A 19,317-nucleotide genomic window follows, 5' to 3' on the forward strand; every position below is an offset into this window, starting at 1 on the left:
AAGGTGCGCGATGAGTTCTCACACTCTGCCTGTCGGCGACACTCCGGCGGTGTACATCATCCACGACAATCCGGAATGGATCGCCCCATTCACCGAGGCGCTCGATCGCCTCGGCGTCCCTCATATCGAGTGGCTGTTGCCCGAGACCACGATCGATCTTGCCGCCGAACCTCCACAGGGGCTGTTCTGGTCACGGCTGTCGGCGTCGGCGCACACTCGAACCGATCGGCATGTGAAGGAGTACGGACGCGCGGTTCTCGACTGGCTCGCCGCCGCTGGGCGCCGGGTCCTCAACGGTCGCGACGTCTACGAGCTCGAGGTGAGCAAGATCCGTCAGCATCGCGAGCTGGCCGGCCGCGGCTTCGACGTGCCGCGCACCGCGGCCGCATTCGGACCGCAGGCGCTCGTCGAGGCCGCGGGGACCTTCGCTCCCCCGTTCATCACGAAGCACAATCAGGGCGGGAAGGGACTCGGTGTCCGCCGCTTCGACTCCCATTCGGAGCTTTCCGACGCGGCTGCAGATTTCGCACCCTGCGGAGCGAATGCACCGATCGACGGCATCACCCTCATCCAAGAGTATGTGCAGCCAGCGCTGCCATTCATCACCCGCGCCGAGTTCATCGGCGGCCGTTTCCACTATGCGGTGCGCGTCGACGTCTCCGGCGGTTCCTTCGAACTGTGCCCGGCCGATGCCTGCGAGATCCCCCGGGCCGACGCATCGATCGGTTCCGCTGCCACTCCGGTCAGCCGGTTCTCCCGCCGGGACGACATCACCGCCGAGACACCGCTGATCGCTCACCTCGAGACGCTGCTGGTCGATCTCGGTGTCGCGATCGCCGGCATCGAGTTCATCGAAACTCTCGACGGTCGCCAGGTCGTCTACGACATCAACACGAACACGAACTACAACCCGACCGTCGAAACGGCCGAACAGCTGGCAGGTCGGCGGCCGGCCGCCGACCGGATCGCCGATTTCATCGCCGACACCCTCGCCGAGGTGGCCCCACCGTCCGCGTCGCTCGCCGGGTCCGCACCCCGGTGAGCACCCGCATCCGGGTACTCACGGATCTGCTGACTGGGCTGCGCGCTGTCGGGCCCGGGCGGCGTGCTCTTGTGGCTCTCGACGGGGTCGACGGGGCCGGGAAGTCGACGATCGCCCGGGAACTCGTCGGTCTCGCGGAAGAGGGTTCGGGAGGTACCGGCACTGCGGCGGTTCGTCCGGTCGCCACAGCTGGCATCGACGGGTTCCACCACGCGCGGGCGGTTCGCTGCGCCCGCGGCAAGGGGCCGGAGACCTTTTACCGGGATTCCTACGACTACAGCGCATTCGTCGAGTCGGTCGTCGAACCCTTTCGCAGGGGTGAAGCGATCGTTGCTGCGGTGTGGGACGTCGACGCGGACCGGCCGATCGAGCCGGAACCTCGGATCCTGCCCAGCGACTGTGTCCTCCTCGTCGAAGGGATCTTCCTCCACCGTCCCGAGCTGCGCAGTCTCTGGGATGCGAGCGTGTGGGTCGATGTGCCGTTCGAGGTCTCGGTTCCTCGCGGCAATGAGCGGTTTCCCGGACGCTTCGATGCCGACCCCGAGGATGAGTCGAATCACCGATATGTCGGCGGCCAGCGCCTCTACTTCGCCGAGGCGACCCCGCGGGAGCAGGCGACGTGGGTGCTCGACAACCGCGACCTCGACCGGCCGACCTTGACCGGTCGGCCCTGACTCGTTCGATCTGACAACAGTTCTTGTCAGAGTGATTGGGTCGAGGGGCTGCAGGGGAGCGCCGAAGGAGCCGGCGCTGAGAGTGCACACGCAGACCCTTTGAACCTGATCCGGTGAGCACCGGCGGAGGGAGTGGAAGAGCAATGACCACCACAGACATCAACACGACGATCACCGTGGCCGCCGACGGAGCGGTGTCGGCACTGATGAGGTCGACGAGCAGACAATGGGCGGAGGCCATCGACCACCGATTCGTCCGCGAACTCTTCGCCGGCACCGTCGACGACGCGGTCATGCGTGACTATCTGGTGCAGGACTATCAGTTCTTCGAGTCGTTCCTGTCCATGCTCGGTGCCTGCGTCGCCCATGTCGATGAGCTCGATGCGAAGCTGCGGTTCGCCCGGCAGCTGGGGATGCTCGCCGCCGATGAGGACACGTACTTCGTCGATTCCTTCGCCCAGCTGGGAGTGCGTCCCGATGAGTATCTCGACCCTGAGCTCACGGCGCCCACGGCGGGGTTCCGGGATCTCATGGACGAGTCCGTCGCCTCGGCGTCGTACCCGCAGCTGCTGATCGTCCTCGTCGTCGCCGAATGGCTCTACCTCGACTGGGCCGAATCCCAAGAGTCAAGACCGCCGCGCCAGGTGCACCGAGGATGGATCGACCTCCACCGAGGCGACACCTTCCACGGGTGGGTGCAGTTCCTCGTCGACGAACTCGAACGCGTGTTCCCGACAGACGACGACCAGGGCTCAGACGCCGAGACCCTGGGTCGCACCTGGCACCAGGCCGTCGACCTCGAATGCGCCTTCTTCGACAACGTGTACGAAAACTGAGCCGCCCGGGCCTGCACACCGCAGCTGCCCAGCCCGCTGACCTGATATGTGGATTTACTTGTCAAGGGGCAGAATAATGTTTTCCCGGATCGGTTTCCGCTGGCGTCCAGGATGGTAAGAGTGCCACCGCGGTCAGGGGCGAGGTTCAGACGCGTCGTTGTCGACAAGCATTGTCAGCCTGATATTCGGGGGTTGGTTACCCCATGACGATTATTCGAACCGGAGCATCCCGTTGTCTAGAATCGAGCGTCACCGCACCTTCTGGCGGGGTTGCCCATAGGTCAAACTCGGATCAGCTCCTGATGCTGCCTCGAACCGTCGCCCCTGCCGCGGGGCACGATCATCGTGAACTTACCCCATCTGGGCCTCCTGCCCCTCGGGGCCAGTCACGTTCATCTGTAAGGGTGCGGCCACCGACCAGCACCACCCTGCAAGCTCTCGGGCAACTGCGGTGTTCGCCTTGACCCGACGCTTCTTCCGAGCATCGAAGTTCGCCCATACCCGGTGCAATCGTTGATTGCCCTCGATCGCACGAACTCGGGTCGCAGCATCGACTTTGTCGAACTGTCGCAACAGGCGCGCCCCGGGTCGCGAGTACGGGCGGGCGTGTGACCACGCGGCCTCGATGAGCAGCTTCCTCGCATACGTGTTCCCGGCCTTCGTGATCGCTCCCTGCGACCGCGACTGCCCACTCGAGTGCTCCGACGGGGTCAGACCCAGATACGACCCGATCGTGGCCCCGGTGAATCGCGTCCAGTCGCCGATCTCGACCGCCAGCCCGAACCCAGTCGTGATTGAGATTCCTCGAAAACACATCAGAGCATCGATGATCGGTGTTTCCTCGGCTTCGGCGACCAGATCGGCAATCGTCGCATCGAGACGTCTGACATGGGCCATCAGCAAAGTCTCGGTCTCGAGCTCCGCAGACAACGCTTGCTGCGATGCGGCTGGCTCGAGTCGTTGTCGAGCCAACCAGTCGTGATGAACCTGAGTCCACTTCGTGTCCTTGGGATACCGCAACGCGTGACGGAGGATCATCGCGTTGATCCGCTGCCGGGCATGCGTCAGATCGAGCACAGCGCGTTGCCTGGCCCGGGAGACATCCCGGAGTCCTTCCTGACCGATCGGCGGGACGCGGACCGCGGTGATCTCACCCAACGACAGCATCCTCGCCAACCCCAGGGCATCACGCTGATCGGTCTTGACGCGGTCTCCCGGGGCCCGCAGCAGTTTCGACGGTGCCGCGACCGTGCAGGTGATTCCCTGATCTGTGAGGTCGCGGGCGAGTCCGTATCCCGTTGGGCCGGCTTCATACGTGACCGCGGTGTCGTCGCCGTGGGCCTTGATCCACGAGATCACCGTGGGGTTATCGGCTGGCATCGTTGCCTGGTCGATTTCGCCGGTGTCAGCGTTCAGTGCTGCCGCGGTCACGGTTTTCGCGTGAACGTCTAATCCGATGAAGGTAGTCTTGAGCATGTCGGGACCTCCAAAAGCTCAAATGTGGCTCTACCAGTACACACCCGAAACCGGTGTTCCCGGTAGGACGGTGGTGGAGTCTGGGCAACCCACGATTCCTTTGATGCACGGAGGCCCCGGCCCCGCCCTTACCTCATATTGTCTAGACTGACCTCATGAGCACAGGTGTTGATGCAGTCGTCGTCGGATCCGGCCCCAACGGCATGGCCGCCGCGGTCACCCTGGCCCGCGCCGGGCTGTCCGTCGAGGTGTTCGAAGCTCAGTCGACGATCGGTGGCGGCGCCCGCACCCTCGACCTCGGTTTGGCGCCGGGCGTCACTCATGACATCTGCTCGGCCGTGCACCCGCTGGCCATCGCCAGTCCCTTCTTCGTCGACTTCGACCTGCGTGCCCGCGGCATGGAGCTGACCACCCCCGAGGTCTCCTACGCCCAACCCCTCGACGCCAAGCCCGCCGCGTTGGCGTTCCACGATCTCGACGAAACGGTCGACCGCCTCGGCGAGGCGGGACCGGAATGGCGACGTTTCTTCGCCCCGCTGCTCGATCGTGTCGATGACGCGATCTGGCTCTCCCTCGGTGACAAGCGTTCCGTGCCGGAGACACTGCGCGATATTCCCGGAATCGCGAACGTCGTGAAGTTCGGCCTGCGGCTGCTGAGCCAGGCCAGTCCTGCCTGGAACATTCCGCTGTCCCACGAATCGAGCCAGGCCCTGTTCACCGGGGTCGCCGCGCATGCGATCGGCGGGCTGCCGGCGATGGGCACAGCGGCCACGGCGACGATGCTCTCCACGGTCGCGCACGCCGGCGGCTGGCCCTCCCCCATCGGCGGTTCGCAGGCGATCATCGACTACCTCGTCGCCGATCTCGAAGCACACGGCGGAACCGTCACCACGAATGCGCGCATCGACCACGTCTCCGATCTGCCAGCGGCCCGCGCCTATCTTCTCGACACCTCGGCGCTGAACGCCGCCCAGATCTTCTCCGGACTCCTTCCCGGCAAGGTCGACCACAGCCTGCGTTCGTTCAAGCACGGCAACGCCGCCGCCAAGGTCGACTTCGTCCTCGACGGCCCGGTCCCCTGGTCCGACCCCGAAGTGGGCCGGGCCGGCACCATTCACGTCGGTGGGACCCGGGCCCAGATGGCCGCCGCCGAGGCGCAGGTGATGTCCGGTCGGATGCCGGCCGACCCCGTGTGCCTCGTCTCCGACCCCACCGTCTTCGACCCCTCACGCGAGGTGGGCGGACTGCGGCCGCTGTGGACGTATTGCCACGTCCCATTCGACTGCCCGCTCGACCCGACCGAGTACATCACCCGGCAGATCGAACGTTTCGCCCCCGGCTTCCGCGACCGCATCGTCGCTCACAATGCGATCCCCGCCTCCGAGATGGCCGACCACAATCAGAACTACATCGGCGGCGACATCGCGACCGGTGTTGTGTCCTTCTACCGCATGATGGCTCGGCCGCGCACCAGCTGGGACAACTACAGCCTCGGCGTGCCGGGGGCCTTCCTCTGCTCGGCGGCGACCCCACCGGCCCCGGGCGTGCACGGGATGAACGGCTGGTTCGCCGCCCGCCGAGCGCTGAAGACCCGCTTCGGGATCGACGAGGCGCCCAGCCTGGCTCCGGGCGACTGATCGAGTGCGTCCCCGCGGGAATGCTCCACCATCTCAGACGTGATCGAATCGGGCACAGATTGTCGGGCGGGACACCCTGGGCCACCGGAAGTATGGATGAGTGAAGGGAGAGATCGTGATCGCTGAACTCAATACACTCATCGACCTCATCGAGTCGAACCTGACTGCCGATTCCGCGGAGTCCGTCGAGGTCGGCGCGCTGGCCGCCAGGCTCGGCACGACCGAGTATCACCTGCGGCGGATGTTCTCATCGCTGGCGGGAATTCCGCTCTCGGAGTATGTCCGCAGGCGCAGAATGACCGTCGCCGCCGGTGACGTCATCGACGGTGAGGATCTGCTGAGTGTGGCGGTGCGGTACGGATACGGATCGACGGAGGCATTCACGCGTGCCTTTCGGTCCGTCCACGGTACGGCTCCGTCCGAGGCTCGGCGCAACGGCGGTCCCCTTCGCAGCCAACAGTCACTCAGGTTCCGCCTGACGATCGAAGGGAGTTCGACCATGGACACCAGAATCATCGACCGCCCCGCATTCGCACTCATCGGCCATGCTGTGCGTGTGCCGCTCATCCACGAAGGAGAGAACCCGCACATCCGCCAGTTCGTCGCTTCGCTCCCGCACACCGAGCACGAACGGCTCAAAGAGCTCTCGGACACGACGCCAGAAGGGCTGCTCCAGGTCACGGACGGCGTGGATCCGGACTACCGCGAAGGAACCGACCTCACCTACTTTCATGGGGTCGCAATCTCGTCGGCCGCCTCGGCGCCGGAGGACCTCGATATCATCGATGTCCCGGCTGGGATGTGGGCCGTCTTCACAGCAAGCGGCCCGTACCCGAAAGCACTTCAGGACACGTGGGCGGCCACGGCCGGCGAATGGTTCCCATCGAACCCGTGGCGGCTGCGTCCGGGGCCCTCGATCGTGTCGATTCTCGATCGCGCCGAGGACTTCAGCACCGCGACGACGGATCTCTGGCTGCCCGTGGAGCGGGCCTGACTCAGCCCCGCACCCACCGGTCGGCATCATCGTCGTAATGCCATTCGACCACCTCGGTGACGGCGTCGATGACGTCGTTCAGCCAGAACGTCGTATCCGGGTGCCAACCCGCCATCAGACTCGCGGTCCGATCGTCGGTGTTCCCCACCGTGGGAATGGTCTCCGATGCCTCGCCGAGGTGGGCCTCGGCTACGTCGATGACCGCACCTGCCGTACGCAGGTAGCCGACCAGACCGACGTGGACGCCGTCGAATTCCTCGGCCACCTGTGACCAGTCCGGGATCGCCCAGCGCCCTTTGCGGCCCGTGGTCTCGAACCACACCTGGCGGCGTTGGGCGGTGACGTCGAGCGGATAGCGTCGGCACAGATCAGCCCAGTCTGCAGGTCCACGGATCTCGGCGATGCGGGCACCCGAGCGCAGCCGCAAGCGGCAGGCCCGTGCGCGCTCGAGGCCGAAATCGTCCTCGACGAGTTCCACGCCGATCGGCGTTCCGTCCGGCCAAGTCCCTGTCGATGACCAGAGACCGTGAGGAGGCGTCGACCACCACTCGCCGCTGACCTCGCAATGGGGGTTCTTCACGAAATCGTGGCGATAGTCCGTCTCCGCGGTGAGGACGTCGGCGAGCCATTCGTCGAGTCCCCGGGGCTGCCGGATTCCGCCCCCGTCGCTGGTCGGATAGAGATCGGTCAGAGTGATCTCCGGATGCTCCTCTGACGGGCAGGCGGGGCTCGGCTCAAGATCGAAGACAGCCGGCAGTGAACCACGGTGCTCTTCATCGTCCCACGCCAGAGCCCATTGATCATTCGAGTTGAGCGGCGATGACCAGCTGTCGAGCAGTCCGGTGTCAATGAGGATCTCGGCGAAGGGACGCAGGGCTTCGCGCACCACGGTGTCGGAAGCGATCTGGTCGTGGCCGTGCGGAGACTGCCAGTACATGGCGCCGGAGATGACCTCGGCCATCCCGTTCTCGAGGTCATCGTGGGTCGGGATCATTGGTGTGACGAGTCGTAGCCGCGCCGCGACGTCGGCTGGACTCATGGCCTTCGGATCAGAACCAGGTTCTGGTTCCGTCTCGAGTTCTGATTCGGATCCCATCTCCGTGCCGTCGTAGCAAAAGTAGACCGTGACCGCGACTCCCTCCGCCCTATCGACGCGTGAGCCGGCGTCGAACACCGCGCTGCGGAACTCATCCAAGGCACGCGCTTCCTCGGTGAGGGGCTCAGCTTCGTCGTCGAATTCGTCGGTCCGTCCGCGCTGGGCCAGCCCGAAAACGAGCGAGCGTCCCCGCGGGGACGTCAGCAGATCCTCGGCGGTGATCCCGCCGTCCGGAGCGGTCGAGTACGTGGTCATGGCACCGAGACTACGCGACCGCGACGACACTCGGAGGCGCGGGCCCGCAGCGCAATCGCCGCACGCTCAGCGAGTCGCGAAGCGCCGCGGCACGAGTTTCTCCAGGGGCAGGAACGCCGCCCAGCAGATGACGGTCGGCAGGAAGTGGATGCCCAATGCCAGGTACGTCATGAGGTGGAAGAGGCAGAAGAACGCGACCACCGCGTAGAGCCACTTGCCCTTGAGGAACAGGGCGACCGGTGAGAGGAACTCGAAGACCAGCGTCGCCCACTGTGCGGCGATGAGAAGGCCGGGCATTTCGAGGAACGGCTTCGACCATTCGGCGCCACGGCGCATGAGCGCCCAGATGATGACCGCACCGTTGGCCCAGTGGGTGATGTTGCCCGAAGCGATCCACTTCATCAGCACCGAGTAGAAGTAGGTGAGCACGACCGCGATCTGGACGATCCGCAGCGCCCAGCCGGCCCGCGCCGAGGCGGTGCTGACGTCCCGGAATCGGGCGGTGCCGATCGTCGGCAGGACGAAAGCGGCGATGACGAGTGCCATATGATCATGCGCCACGTACCCGTATCCCTGCGTATAGAACATCCACGCGCCGAAGCTGATCGCCACCGCCCAGCCGCTGATGCGCTGGAGGATTCCGGCGGCGGCGAGCAGGGAGAAGACGATGATGAGGGTGAGCAGGATCTGCGCGCCGAGGACGCTGACCGCAGGGATGTGAAGGAACCTCGCCAGCCACAGCGGCTGGTAGAACTCGGGTGTCCAGCCGTGGGCGATGACGTCGCCGGAGATCGTGAGCACATCGATGATGATGAAGACGTAGATGAAGACGCGGAACACGGCCACCCGGGCCAGTGGTACGGCGGGCATGAACCAGCGGAGGAACGGATTCCGGTCGGCCGCCTCGGCGGGGGTGGTCGTCAATGTCGGGGTGCCGGTCATCGGACCTCCCAGGTTGCCAGCGTCGTCTGTTCGGGTTCGCCGACGGCCAGGCCGTTCTGCAGTTGGGTGGTGGTGCGGCAGAGGATCATCGTTTCGGGTTTCGGTTCGTTCGGGTGCAGCCGAGCGTACGAATCGGCCATCGACTGCATGAGCGCGGGGTGGGCGATGACCCGGTCGAGCTGGGATTCGACGTCACCGCGTTCGATGCCGACGGTCGCGGTGTTGAAACCGAGGCGACGCGGTTCGTCCTCGCCGGGGAACTGGGCTTCGATGCAGGTGGAGTTCACGGTGCCGTTGAGGTCTTTGGCGGTGGCGTACTGGGTGAGCGAGCCGAGCGGGAAGAAGTCATTCGTGTTGAGGAACTGACCGCAGGTGAGGATGACGAATGCAACGGCAGGAGCGACGATGCGCCAGGCGACGGAGACCGTCGACAGCGGTTTCACGCGGGTCGGGCCTTTGGCGCTGCGGGAGCCGGGTGGGGCGGACTCGCCGGTGTCTTCCGCGGCGGACTCGCCTGTGTCGTCCACGGCGGCGGGGTCCTGGCTCGTCAGGAGACGGCGCTTCTTCTCTTCCATACGCTGCGGGACTCGTCCTCTCGGGTGCGGCTCGTTCGCTGACAATCCTATCCGCCCAGAACTACCCGACGGCGGCTGAGCAACCTGGCGCGAGGTTGCTGAGCCGCCGTCGGGTAGTAAGAGGGGTCAGGAGCTGCGGGCGTAGAGGTTGAGCTGCTCCCAGCCGGCCGCATACTTCTGGAAGGCGGCGACGGCCGATTCCGAATCATCGTTGCTCAGAGCGGTGACCCACGAGTCGACGAGCTCCGCGGCCTCACTCGGCCACAGCACATCGGACATCCCGCCGAGGTCGAGCTCGAGGACCGAGTTCATATCGAAGGTGTCGATCCACTCGGCCAGAACCGAGGTCTGCTCGACCATGTCGACGACCTTCGAACTGTCAGCGATCGTCTCCGAAGCCCATTCCATGCGCGCCGAGGCGGCCAGAATATCCGTGCGGATGAGCACCCGCAGCCCCTCGTCGGTCTCCTCCGTGATGACCTGATCCTCGGTCAGGGAGAAGAACAGCCACCACGACGGCGGCACGTCCCAAGCCGAGACCCGGGTGAAGATCCGCGTGTCCTTCGCGTCCTGCAGCCATTCCGCACGGCGGCTGGCGGCACGTCGGCGGGCGGTCTTCGGAGCGACGATGTCCAAGGTCGCCTTCGAAGTGTGCTCGGTCAGCGACTCGAGCGCCTCCCACCCGCGGATGTCCTCTTGAGCAGGGCAGAAACGGTCCACCCCGTCCGCGGTCTGAGACGCAGGAAGGAAGATCGGAGTGCGCCGAAAGGAGTCGGCCACGGGCGAAGGGGGCAGGGAGATCAAGCGCTTGTCGGCGTCGTGGGAAATCTGCTCCTCGACGCGTGAGCGGTTGTCCTCCACCTGCCTGTCTTGCAATTCGGAATGCACCACAAGAGGTTCGAAGATCCGCAGGGTGACGACATAATCGCGACGGTAGGCCATGGGCTCAGCCTATCCAAGGTCCACTCACAAAATGGAACTTCGCAGTATGAACAGGTAGGATTTAAGCGCATAGCAGAGATCTAGTCCGGGGCAATTGGCCCCATTGACGACGGAGGGGGTCACGCCAGTGGGTCGCGGCCGCGCAAAGGCAAAGCAGATCAAGGTAGCTCGGAAGCTGAAGTACTACAGCCCGGATACCGACCTAAATAGACTCCAGCAGGAGCTGGGCGCCGACGCGCGCCAGTCTGGTCCGTCCGATCCGTACGACGATGAACCCGACTACTCTGATTACGCCGACAAGTACAATGTCGACGATGACGACGAGGACGATGACTGAGCTCAGATGAGTGCAGCCGCGCACGGCTGATCTGACATCGCAGAGGGCGGGGACTTCGGACCCCGCCCTCTGTCGTGTGCGCATCTGATCGTGCGCGCACGTGTTCTCCCGCTCCGGGCATTCCCTCGCCGAGGCGGTCCTGCCCTCCCGTGCATCCCCCACCGTTGGCAGCATTCCCGCCAGCCCCGCGGCCATCACTCACCAGAAGCAGCACACGCTCGTGCAGGAGCACGAGGGTGTGAGAGTACGGGTGAGGGATGCTTCGCCGCGCGGCCCTCACTGCAGGATGGCGGCGCCGCCGTCGACGCCCTTGGCGCCCTGCACATAGTAGGGGTCGGAGGCCAGGGAACCGTCATCGGCAGCGACGTCGCCGAGCACCCAGGCCCCTGGGCTCGCGGCGAGCACACCGTCGACCGACTCCGCGTCGACGACGAGGACCATGCCCACGCCGAGGTTCCAGGTGCGTTCGCGGTCGTCCTGCGGCACTCCGCCGAGGTCGCCGAGCACGGAGAACACCGCCGGGATCTCCCAGGAGGCACGCGACATCTTCGCGACCAGACCCTGCGGAAGCACCCTGGCCACATTGGCCGAGAGTCCCCCGCCGGTGACGTGCGAGACCGAATGCACGGCATCCGGCAGTGCGTCGAAGAGAGCGGCGAGCTCACCGGTGTAGACATGGGTGGGAACGAGAAGCTCCTCACCGAGGGTGCGGCCGAATTCCTCGACCTGCCGATCCAGGCCCCATCCCGCCTCGGCGATGATGTGGCGGACCAGGGAGTAGCCGTTGGAGTGGATGCCCGAGGACGGGAGACCGATGAGCACGTCCCCAGCACGGACCTTCTCGGGTCCGAGCAGCTTCGAGGCCTCGACGACGCCGGTGGCGGCACCGGCGACATCGTACTCGTCGACCCCGAGCAGGCCCGGATGCTCAGCGGTCTCCCCGCCGACCAGCGCGACACCGGCCGATGCACAGGCATCGGCGATTCCGCGCACGATATCGGCGATGCGTTCGGCCACGACCTTGCCGCAGGCGATGTAGTCGGTCATGAACAGGGGTCGGGCACCGCAGACGATGATGTCGTCGACGACCATGCCCACGAGGTCGTAGCCGATGGTGTCGTGCTTATCCATGGCCTGCGCGATGGCGACCTTCGTGCCCACTCCGTCGGTCGACGAGGCGAGCAGCGGACGCTCGAAGTCCTTGAGCACGGAGACGTCGAAGAGTCCGGCGAATCCGCCCGTCCCACCGACGACCGAGGAGTTGTGGGTGGCCGAGACGGCGGCCTTCATGAGTTCGACGGCGCGGTCTCCTGCCTCGACGTCGACGCCGGCGGCGGCATAGGTGGTGGACTTCGGGTTCGCTTCGGAACTCAACTCAGCATCCTTTGTCGGCGGGTGTGTTGTTGACGGGAATCGGGTAGTCGCCGGAGAAGCAGGCGGTGCACAGCTGGCTGCGCTCCTGCTGGGTGGCGGCGATCATGCCGTCCAGAGAGATGTAGCCGAGAGAATCTGCGCCGAGGTTCTCGCAGATCTCGTTCGTGGTCAGTCCGTTGGCGATGAGCTCGGCTCGGGTCGCGAAGTCGATGCCGTAGAAGCACGGCCACTTTACCGGCGGGGAGGAGATGCGCACATGGACCTCCGCCGCCCCGGCCTCGCGCAGCATCCGCACCAGGGCCCGCTGGGTGTTTCCGCGCACGATCGAATCGTCGACGACGACGAGGCAGCGGCCTTCGATGTTCTCCCGGATCGGGTTGAGTTTGAGGCGGATGCCCAGCTGCCGCAGGGTCTGCGAGGGCTGGATGAAGGTGCGTCCGACATAGGCGTTCTTCATCAGCCCCTGACCGAACGGGATGCCCGAGGCCTCGGCGTAGCCGACGGCCGCCGGCGTTCCGGATTCGGGTGTGGCGATGACGAGATCGGCGTCGACCGGGTACTCCTCGGCCAGCTGCCTGCCCATCTGGGTGCGTGCAGCGTGGACGTTCTTGCCGGCGAGCATGCTGTCGGGACGTGCGAGATAGACGTATTCGAAGACGCACCGGGCCTGGTCCGGTTCGGCGAAGCGGTGCGAGCGCAGACCGTCTTCGTCGATGGCGATGAGCTCGCCGGGTTCGATGTCGCGCACGAACTTCGCGCCGACGATGTCGAGCGCCGCGGTCTCCGAGGCCACGACCCAGCCGTTCTCCATCCGTCCCAGCGACAGGGGACGGACCCCGTGCCGGTCACGGGCGGCGTAGAGGGTGTGCTCGTCCATGTAGACCAGCGAGAACGCTCCCTCGACATGCGGCAGCAGGTTCAGCGCCGCCTCGGTGAGGTTCTCTCCCTCTTCGGTCGCGAAGAGTTCGGTGACCAGGGAGGTGTCGTTCGACGAATCGCGGAAGGGCCGGGTGCGGGCCGTCTTCCTCGTGGCCGCCTCGACGACCTTCGTCGCGTGGTCACGACGGGAATCGGCCATGGCTTCGAGCGCGTCGAAGTTCGTCAGGTTGCCGTTGTGGGCCAGCGCCACGGTGCCGAACGGGGTCGGTCCCAGCGTGGGCTGGGCGTTCTCGAACGAGGGCGAACCGGTCGTCGAATACCGGGTGTGCCCGACGGCGATATGGCCCTGCAGAAGCTCGAGGTCGCGTTCGTGGAACACCTGGGAGACCAGACCCATATCGCGGTAGATGAGGATCTGCTTGCCGTTGCTGGCAGCGATTCCCGCGGACTCCTGTCCGCGATGCTGCAGGGCGTAGAGCCCGAAGTAGGTGAGTTTGGCGGTTTCCTCGCCGGGGGCCCAGACTCCGAACACACCGCATTCGTCCTGCGGTCCGCGGTCCTGGGGGTCGATTTCGTGCGTCAGCTGCCCGTCTCCTCTTGCCACGAGTGAAATTGTCTCATACCCGCGCAGACGCTCTGACCCGGTGATCAGACTGTGGAACCGGGGGCCGAATCCCGGCCGGCTCCCGAAGCGTCCTCATCGTCGACCGCGGGCGCGGCATCCGTGTCCGCCGAGGCGGCTGCCCCCTCGGCATCGCCGGCATCCGGGTCCTCCCCGCGGGCTTCTGCGATGCGGCGGCGTGCGATCTCCTTCGGGTCGTCGACCATATCGATCTGCGCATCGACCCGGTACTCCTTCGACCGCTTGCGTCCCCTCCAGTCGAGGATGAGTGCGATGAGTCCGCCGAGGAACAGCCCGCCGATCCCGAGGACGAGCAGCATCAGGCCCAGGCCCTTGGCCACCGTGTAGCCCATCGGCATATCGGCCGGGTCGACGAAGACCGCGAGGATTCCCGCGACCACGATGCCGAGCACCGCGCCGATGCCCATGAACACCGAGTACTTGGGGCTGCGACGGACGGAGACGTCGATCTGGTCCTTCATGATCTCCTTGGACACGTGGCCGATGGGGCCGATGGATCGCCGGGGACACCCCGGAACAACAGGTCCCGAACAGTCTAGTCGAGTCAGCCTGAGGTTCCTCCCAGGCAGCCTCATGCCAGTTCCCATAAACTGGACACAACCAGATGGAAACTGGACGCAACCAGGTTGACGGCCACAGAAGACAGAGGTTCCGATATGTCCCATACGATCATCGTCGGCATCGACGGTTCCGACAACGCCGACTGCGCCCTGCAGTGGGCGATCACGCACGCACAGAAGACCTCCGCCGAGATCCGCATCGTCTCCGCCTACACCGTCCCCGGCGTCAATATGAGCCAGGCCGACATCGTCTACCCCGCCGACTTCGACGTCGCCGTGAAGAAGACCGTCGAAGACATCGCCGAGGCGGCCGCCGCCACCGTCACTGCAGCCGCCGTTCCCGTGTCGACGACGATCGCGCCCGGTGACGCCTCCGGAGTGATGGTCGAGCATTCGAAGAACGCCGCCCTCGCCGTCGTCGGGGCACGCGGTCGCGGCGGGTTCGCCGGCCGCCTCCTCGGGTCCGTGGCCCTGGCCATGCCCGCACATTCGCAGTGCCCCACCGTCATCGTCCCGAGCACGTGGCCGACCCGGGTCATGCCGACGACTCCCCTGCCCGTCGATGATCCCGTCCGCACGACCGATGATCCCTCCGCCGAGGCGGCCGGACGTTCGCGCCCCGACTTCACCGGGGAGGTCGTCGCCGCCGTCGATCCCTTCGAGACCGACACTCCGGTGCTGCGTGCCGCCGCCGCTCAGGCCGCGATCTACGGAGTTCCGCTGCGCCTCGTCGGGGTCACCGCCACACATATCCTCTCGCCCGAGTGGATGCCCAGCGAGGAGCATCTGATCAGGATGTATGACGAAGCGGCCAAGGCCTTCGCCGCCGCGGCCGACTCGCTGAAGGCCGACTTCCCCGAACTCGAGGTACGGTACTCGGTCTTCGATGCCCCCGCCACCGAGGTGCTTGTCAGCGCCACGTACACCGCCGATCTCATGGTCATCGGCTCCCGTGGCCGCGGCGGGTTCGTCTCCACCATCCTCGGATCGACGTCGCAGGGAGTCCTCTCCCACGCCGTATGCCCGGTGCGGGTCGTGCGGGTCAACCGCCGTCAGCCCGGCCGCCGCCGCTGAGCCGCGAGGTCTGCGGATTCGGGGAGGCGAGCGCCGGCCCTCACCCCAGCGCGATGAGCCCTATACCAAAGACCACGACGAGGGCGCCGGCGAGTTTGAGCAGCACGTTCCTCTCCCCGAAGAACCACCAGGCCAGCAGCGTGCCGACGATGATCGAGGTTTCGCGCACCGGTGCCACGAGCGCCACCGGCGCCTGCTGCATCGCATAGAGCACGAGCACATACGCCAGGGGCGAGAGGAGCGCCACGGTCACGAGCGCCCGCTTGTGTGAGCGGAGGATGCCACGGAAGTCCGCGCGCTTCTCCCGTCCTCCCGGCAGCGCGAACGCCCCGGCGGTCATGATCAGCCCGACGCAGGCTTCGGAGACGGCGAAGTAGAGCAGCGGGGAGTCACTCACATGGTTGACGGCGAAGTCGTCCCAGAGCGTGTAGGAGGCGATGAACGCCCCGATCAGCCCGCCCCAAGCGAGTCCGCGCCGCAGTCCGTCACCGGTGGGGCCGCCCCCGCCGCCGCGGGGACGGATCGTGACGACAGCGATTCCGGCGATGACGGTGAAGGCTCCGGCCGCCTCGGCGAGGGTGGGACGCTCACCGAGGAAGGCCACGGCGATGATGATCGTCACGACCGGTCCGGTGCCCCGCGCCGTCGGGTAGACGACGCCCAGGGGAGCATGGTCGTAGCCGGACTGCAGGGTCACCGAGTAGGCGATGTGGAACACCGCGCTCAGCGCCGCCGCGCCGACGAGTCCCCAGTTCAGCGGCTGCGCGCCGGTGGCGATGATGACGACGGCGACCGGGGCGAGCAGGAGCGCCGAGAGCCCGTGGTAGGCGAGGACGAAGGCATAGCCCTTGCCGGTGACGGACTTCGCGGCGAGGTTCCACAGGGCGTGGGCGATCGCAGCGATGAGGACGAGGCCGAGCACCGGGAAGGTCATCGGCGCACCGTCGCCTCACCCGGGCTCGCGACCCGACCTCGCTCGGTCGGCACCCGCACCGTCACAGCTTGATGGCGACGGTCTTCGTCTGCGTGTATTCGTCGAGAGCCTCGATGGACTTCTCGCGACCGTAGCCGGACTTCTTGAATCCGCCGAAGGGCAGTTCGACTCCCCCGCCGGCACCGTAGGTGTTGACGAAGATCTGGCCGGCGTCGACCTCGGCGGCCAGTCGGTGGGCGCGGGAGATGTTCTGCGTCCACAGGGCCGTGACCAGGCCGTATTCGGTGCCGTTGGCCAGAGCCACGGCTTCGTCATCGTCAGCGAACGGCAGGGTGACGACGACGGGGCCGAAGACCTCTTCCTGGGCGATCCGGGACCGCGGGTCCACGGAGTCGACGATGGTGGGGGTGATGAACGCCCCTTCGGCGAGGTCGTCGGCCAGGCCTTCGGGCCGTGTGCCGCCGGTGACGATCTGCCCGGAAGCGACCTCTCCGAGGAACCCGCGCACCCGCTCGTGCTGCTTGCCGGAGATCAGAGGCCCGAGCATCGGGTCGTCGAGGCCGTAGCCGATGGTCACCTGCGACATGGCGGCCGTCATCTTCTCGACGACCTCGGCATGGATGTCACGGTGGACGATGAGCCGGGATCCAGCCGAGCAGGTCTGCCCGGCGTTCTGGATGATGGAGCGGACCAGCGACGGGACGGCCGCATCGACATCGGCATCGGGGAAGACGATGTTCGCGGACTTCCCGCCGAGTTCGAGGACCGTGGGCACGACCCTCTCTGCGGCGGCGTGGGCGATGGCCGAACCGGTCTGCGTCGACCCGACGAAGCCCAGGTGCGCCACTCCGGGGTGGGCGCTCAGTGCCGCTCCCGCCTCGGCGCCGAGGCCAGTGACGACGTTGAAGGCTCCGGCCGGGAACCCGACGGAGTGGATGAGCTCGGCCAGCCGCACGGTCGACCGTGGGGTCTCATCCGCCGGTTTGGCGACGGCGCAGTTGCCGGTGGCCAGCGAGGTGGCGGCGGCGCGGCCGATGAGCTGGAGCGGATAGTTCCAAGCCACGATATGTCCGGTGACGCCGAAGGGCTCCCGGCGCGTGTAGACGTGCATATCGTCGGCCAACGGGATCGCGTGGCCGTAGTAGGACTCGATGGTGTGGCCGTAGAACTCGAAGTAGCGGGCGCACACGTCGACGTCGGCATAGGCCTGCGTCAGCGGTTTGCCCGTGTCCTCGGTTTCGATGCGGGCGAGATCGTCACGGTGGGCGGTGATGACGGCGGCGGTGGCGATGAGCAGACGGGAGCGCTGTTCGGGACTCGAGCGCTTCCATTCCTGCTGCGCCTTCGCCGCCACTTGCACGGCCCGATCGACTTCGTCGGCGCCGGCTCGGGCGATATCGCCGAGGTGACCGCCGGTCGCCGGGTCGATGTTCGCGTAGGTGAGCAGGGACGGAACATGACGTCCGCCGATGAACGACGTCGTCTGCGTGATCTGTGCGCTCATTCTCAGTCCTCGAGTTCTGCAGCGGTGAACAGTGGCAGGAGATCGCCGAGGTCGGCTCGGGTCCCCGAGGCGTCGATGTCTCCGGCGGCGAGCGCCTCGGCGAAGTCGGTGCGTCCCGTGACCAGTCCCAGCCACACGTCGGCGGAGGTCTCGACGACGTTCGGCGGGGTGCCGCGGGTATGCCGGGGGCCGGCGACGCACTGGGTGACCCCGAACGGCGGGACCCGGACCTCGACGCTGTTGCCTTCGGCGCGGGAAGCGAGCTCTTCGAGGGTGAAGCGCACGGCGGTGGCGATGGTCGACCGGTCGGCCGGGGCCGCGTCGAGCCTCGCCTGGGCCAGCCACATCTCCACAGCGCTGCGACCCTGATCGGGGTCGATCCTTCTGCGAATCGCCATCAGTCCCTCTTCCTCTCACTGATATCGGCAATATCCTCCCCGAGCTCCAGGCGTCCGACAACGTTCGTCCGCCCCTCGGAATCCGTGCCCCCGGTGACCGGGTCCGTGATCGCTGCGATCACTGCGTCCACTGTGTCGTCGACCGGCGCCGAGGCGGGCCCCTGTGCGGCGTCGAACGCTCCCGCCCGCCGGAGCAGGGTGAGAGCGACCAGCCCGGTGGCCCGGGAGGACCCGTCGAGGCATTTCACGGCGACCGAATACCCGGATCTGGTGGCCATGACGATGACGCCTTCGGCCCCGCCCTTGGCGAAGACGCCGAGCTGATCGATGACGGTCGAGTTCGGCCGTCCGTGGCCGTCGATGGCCCACGGGTCGGCGAAGACCGCCTCGGTGAGAGTGCGAGCTTCGCTCTCATAAGCCGTCCACGCCTCCGAGGTCGCCTCGGCCGCCTCGGCGGCAGCGCCGTCGCCATCCGTGCCGCCCATCCGCACGACGCGCCCGATGGCGCGGGCCAGACCGGTGAGGCTGAGTGCGAACACGGGAGCGCCGCAGCCGTCGATGCCGACCGCGGCGGGCTCCTCGGAGGCGAAGGCGGCGACCACCTCGGCGACCCTCTGCTGCACGGGATGCTCCGGTGACAGGTAGGTCGCGGTGTCGGCGCCGATGGCTCGGGCAGCGGCGAGGAACGCCGCGTGCTTGCCGGAACAGTTGAAGTACAGGGGCGAGCGCGGGTCGCTGTCCTCATCGCCCCGGGCCCTAGCCGTCTCCTGCAGTTCGCGGCGGAAGGCTCCGTCGGCGGGATGAGCGGACGGGCACTGAAGGTCGGACACGCTCAGTCCGGCGGCCTCGAGCATCGCGGACACGACCGCCACATGCCCGGCCTCGGACTTGTGCGAGGCCGTGGCCAGAGCCGCGGCCGGTCCGTCGAGCTGCGCGCCGAGGCTCATCGCAGCGATCGCCTGCACCGGCTTGAGGCTCGACCGGGTGAACACGGGAACGTCCGGGGCACCCAGGCTGATCAACGCAGATCCCTGCGGGTCGAGGACGACGGCGGATCCGATGTGCCGGGATTCGATGAAATCGCAGCGGCGGACGACGGCGAGCTCGGCCGCCTGCGCGGGGGTGAAAGTCGAGAAGGTCACGCA

At 66.6% G+C, this 19,317-nt stretch carries 19 protein-coding genes and 1 riboswitch; of the genes, 7 read left to right on the plus strand and 12 right to left on the minus strand.

The features are described 5' to 3' along the window. Positions 1–10 precede the first annotated feature (10 nt). The 3 genes from GUY37_RS15180 (at position 11) to GUY37_RS15190 (ending at position 2,552) form a co-directional block, all read left to right on the plus strand. Complete coding sequence (locus GUY37_RS15180) at positions 11–1,042, plus strand: ATP-grasp domain-containing protein (RefSeq protein WP_166827260.1); 1,032 nt, start codon at positions 11–13, stop codon at positions 1,040–1,042. Next, entirely contained in the window at positions 1,039–1,716 is a 678-nt protein-coding gene (locus tag GUY37_RS15185; protein WP_166827263.1) for a nucleoside/nucleotide kinase family protein, read from the plus strand. Before GUY37_RS15180 ends, GUY37_RS15185 begins: the two co-directional genes overlap by 4 nt. 42 nt (positions 1,717–1,758) lie before the next feature. Continuing rightward, positions 1,759–1,865: riboswitch (TPP riboswitch) on the plus strand. After that, positions 1,860–2,552 (plus strand): TenA family protein, encoded by a 693-nt coding sequence (locus tag GUY37_RS15190; protein ID WP_166827266.1) that lies wholly within the window; start codon positions 1,860–1,862, stop codon positions 2,550–2,552. It overlaps the preceding riboswitch by 6 nt. Positions 2,553–2,903: 351 nt before the next feature. Here the strand turns inward: GUY37_RS15190 and GUY37_RS15195 are convergent, their stop codons facing one another. Then, complete coding sequence (locus GUY37_RS15195) at positions 2,904–4,028, minus strand: IS110 family RNA-guided transposase (RefSeq protein WP_166827269.1); 1,125 nt, start codon at positions 4,026–4,028, stop codon at positions 2,904–2,906. A 155-nt stretch (positions 4,029–4,183) separates the two neighbouring features. On the opposite strand from GUY37_RS15195, the gene GUY37_RS15200 reads away from it, so the two are divergent. Both GUY37_RS15200 and GUY37_RS15205 read left to right on the plus strand, forming a co-directional pair. Further along, complete coding sequence (locus tag GUY37_RS15200) at positions 4,184–5,665, plus strand: phytoene desaturase family protein (protein WP_166827271.1); 1,482 nt, start codon at positions 4,184–4,186, stop codon at positions 5,663–5,665. A 115-nt stretch (positions 5,666–5,780) separates the two neighbouring features. Beyond that, a complete protein-coding gene (locus GUY37_RS15205) occupies positions 5,781–6,659 on the plus strand; it encodes an AraC family transcriptional regulator (RefSeq protein ID WP_166827274.1) in 879 nt (292 codons plus the stop codon). A 1-nt stretch (position 6,660) separates the two neighbouring features. Here the strand turns inward: GUY37_RS15205 and GUY37_RS15210 are convergent, their stop codons facing one another. The 4 genes from GUY37_RS15210 to GUY37_RS15225 form a co-directional block, all read right to left on the minus strand. Continuing rightward, the gene (locus GUY37_RS15210) at positions 6,661–8,010 is read right to left on the minus strand and encodes a hypothetical protein (protein ID WP_166827277.1); all 1,350 of its coding nucleotides are present in this window, start codon (positions 8,008–8,010) and stop codon (positions 6,661–6,663) included. Between the two features lie 66 nt (positions 8,011–8,076). Further along, positions 8,077–8,952 carry a hypothetical protein gene (locus GUY37_RS15215; RefSeq protein WP_228278210.1) on the minus strand — a complete coding sequence of 292 codons (876 nt, stop codon included), beginning with the start codon at positions 8,950–8,952 and terminating at the stop codon, positions 8,077–8,079. Beyond that, positions 8,949–9,527, minus strand: coding sequence for a hypothetical protein (locus tag GUY37_RS15220; RefSeq protein WP_166827280.1), 579 nt, complete (start codon positions 9,525–9,527; stop codon positions 8,949–8,951). The genes GUY37_RS15215 and GUY37_RS15220 overlap by 4 nt, the downstream gene beginning before the upstream one ends. A 126-nt stretch (positions 9,528–9,653) precedes the next feature. Beyond that, positions 9,654–10,469 (minus strand): hypothetical protein, encoded by an 816-nt coding sequence (locus GUY37_RS15225; RefSeq protein ID WP_166827283.1) that lies wholly within the window; start codon positions 10,467–10,469, stop codon positions 9,654–9,656. 127 nt (positions 10,470–10,596) lie between these two features. Between GUY37_RS15225 and GUY37_RS15230 the strand changes: the two genes are divergently transcribed. Then, positions 10,597–10,806: a DUF3073 domain-containing protein gene (locus GUY37_RS15230; RefSeq protein ID WP_152348772.1), complete on the plus strand. Its 210-nt coding sequence runs from the start codon at positions 10,597–10,599 to the stop codon at positions 10,804–10,806. Between the two features lie 276 nt (positions 10,807–11,082). On the opposite strand, the gene purM is transcribed toward GUY37_RS15230, so the two are convergent. Genes purM through GUY37_RS15245 form a run of 3 tightly spaced genes read right to left on the minus strand, consistent with a single transcriptional unit; the run spans position 11,083 to position 14,163 of the window. Then, positions 11,083–12,180 (minus strand): phosphoribosylformylglycinamidine cyclo-ligase, encoded by a 1,098-nt coding sequence (gene purM, locus GUY37_RS15235; protein WP_166827286.1) that lies wholly within the window; start codon positions 12,178–12,180, stop codon positions 11,083–11,085. A 1-nt stretch (position 12,181) separates the two neighbouring features. Continuing rightward, the gene (gene purF, locus GUY37_RS15240) at positions 12,182–13,663 is read right to left on the minus strand and encodes an amidophosphoribosyltransferase (RefSeq protein ID WP_166827289.1); all 1,482 of its coding nucleotides are present in this window, start codon (positions 13,661–13,663) and stop codon (positions 12,182–12,184) included. 44 nt (positions 13,664–13,707) lie between these two features. Continuing rightward, entirely contained in the window at positions 13,708–14,163 is a 456-nt protein-coding gene (locus GUY37_RS15245) for a hypothetical protein (protein WP_208094687.1), read from the minus strand. A 195-nt stretch (positions 14,164–14,358) separates the two neighbouring features. On the opposite strand from GUY37_RS15245, the gene GUY37_RS15250 reads away from it, so the two are divergent. After that, positions 14,359–15,336, plus strand: coding sequence for a universal stress protein (locus tag GUY37_RS15250; protein WP_166827292.1), 978 nt, complete (start codon positions 14,359–14,361; stop codon positions 15,334–15,336). Positions 15,337–15,376: 40 nt separating this feature from the next. Here the strand turns inward: GUY37_RS15250 and GUY37_RS15255 are convergent, their stop codons facing one another. The 4 genes from GUY37_RS15255 to GUY37_RS15270 form a co-directional block, all read right to left on the minus strand. Then, positions 15,377–16,270: an EamA family transporter gene (locus GUY37_RS15255; RefSeq protein WP_166827295.1), complete on the minus strand. Its 894-nt coding sequence runs from the start codon at positions 16,268–16,270 to the stop codon at positions 15,377–15,379. A 61-nt stretch (positions 16,271–16,331) separates the two neighbouring features. Further along, positions 16,332–17,774, minus strand: coding sequence for an aldehyde dehydrogenase family protein (locus GUY37_RS15260; RefSeq protein WP_166827298.1), 1,443 nt, complete (start codon positions 17,772–17,774; stop codon positions 16,332–16,334). 2 nt (positions 17,775–17,776) lie between these two features. Further along, on the minus strand, positions 17,777–18,172 hold the full coding sequence (locus GUY37_RS15265) for a sterol carrier family protein (protein WP_152348745.1): 396 nt from the start codon (positions 18,170–18,172) through the stop codon (positions 17,777–17,779). Then, positions 18,172–19,314, minus strand: a complete 1,143-nt coding sequence (locus tag GUY37_RS15270) for an asparaginase (protein WP_166827302.1) — start codon at positions 19,312–19,314, stop codon at positions 18,172–18,174. Before GUY37_RS15270 ends, GUY37_RS15265 begins: the two co-directional genes overlap by 1 nt. Positions 19,315–19,317: the final 3 nt, after the last annotated feature.

The sequence above is a fragment of the Brevibacterium limosum genome (assembly GCF_011617705.1).
In the GTDB taxonomy this organism is placed as follows: Bacteria; Actinomycetota; Actinomycetes; order Actinomycetales; family Brevibacteriaceae; genus Brevibacterium; species Brevibacterium limosum.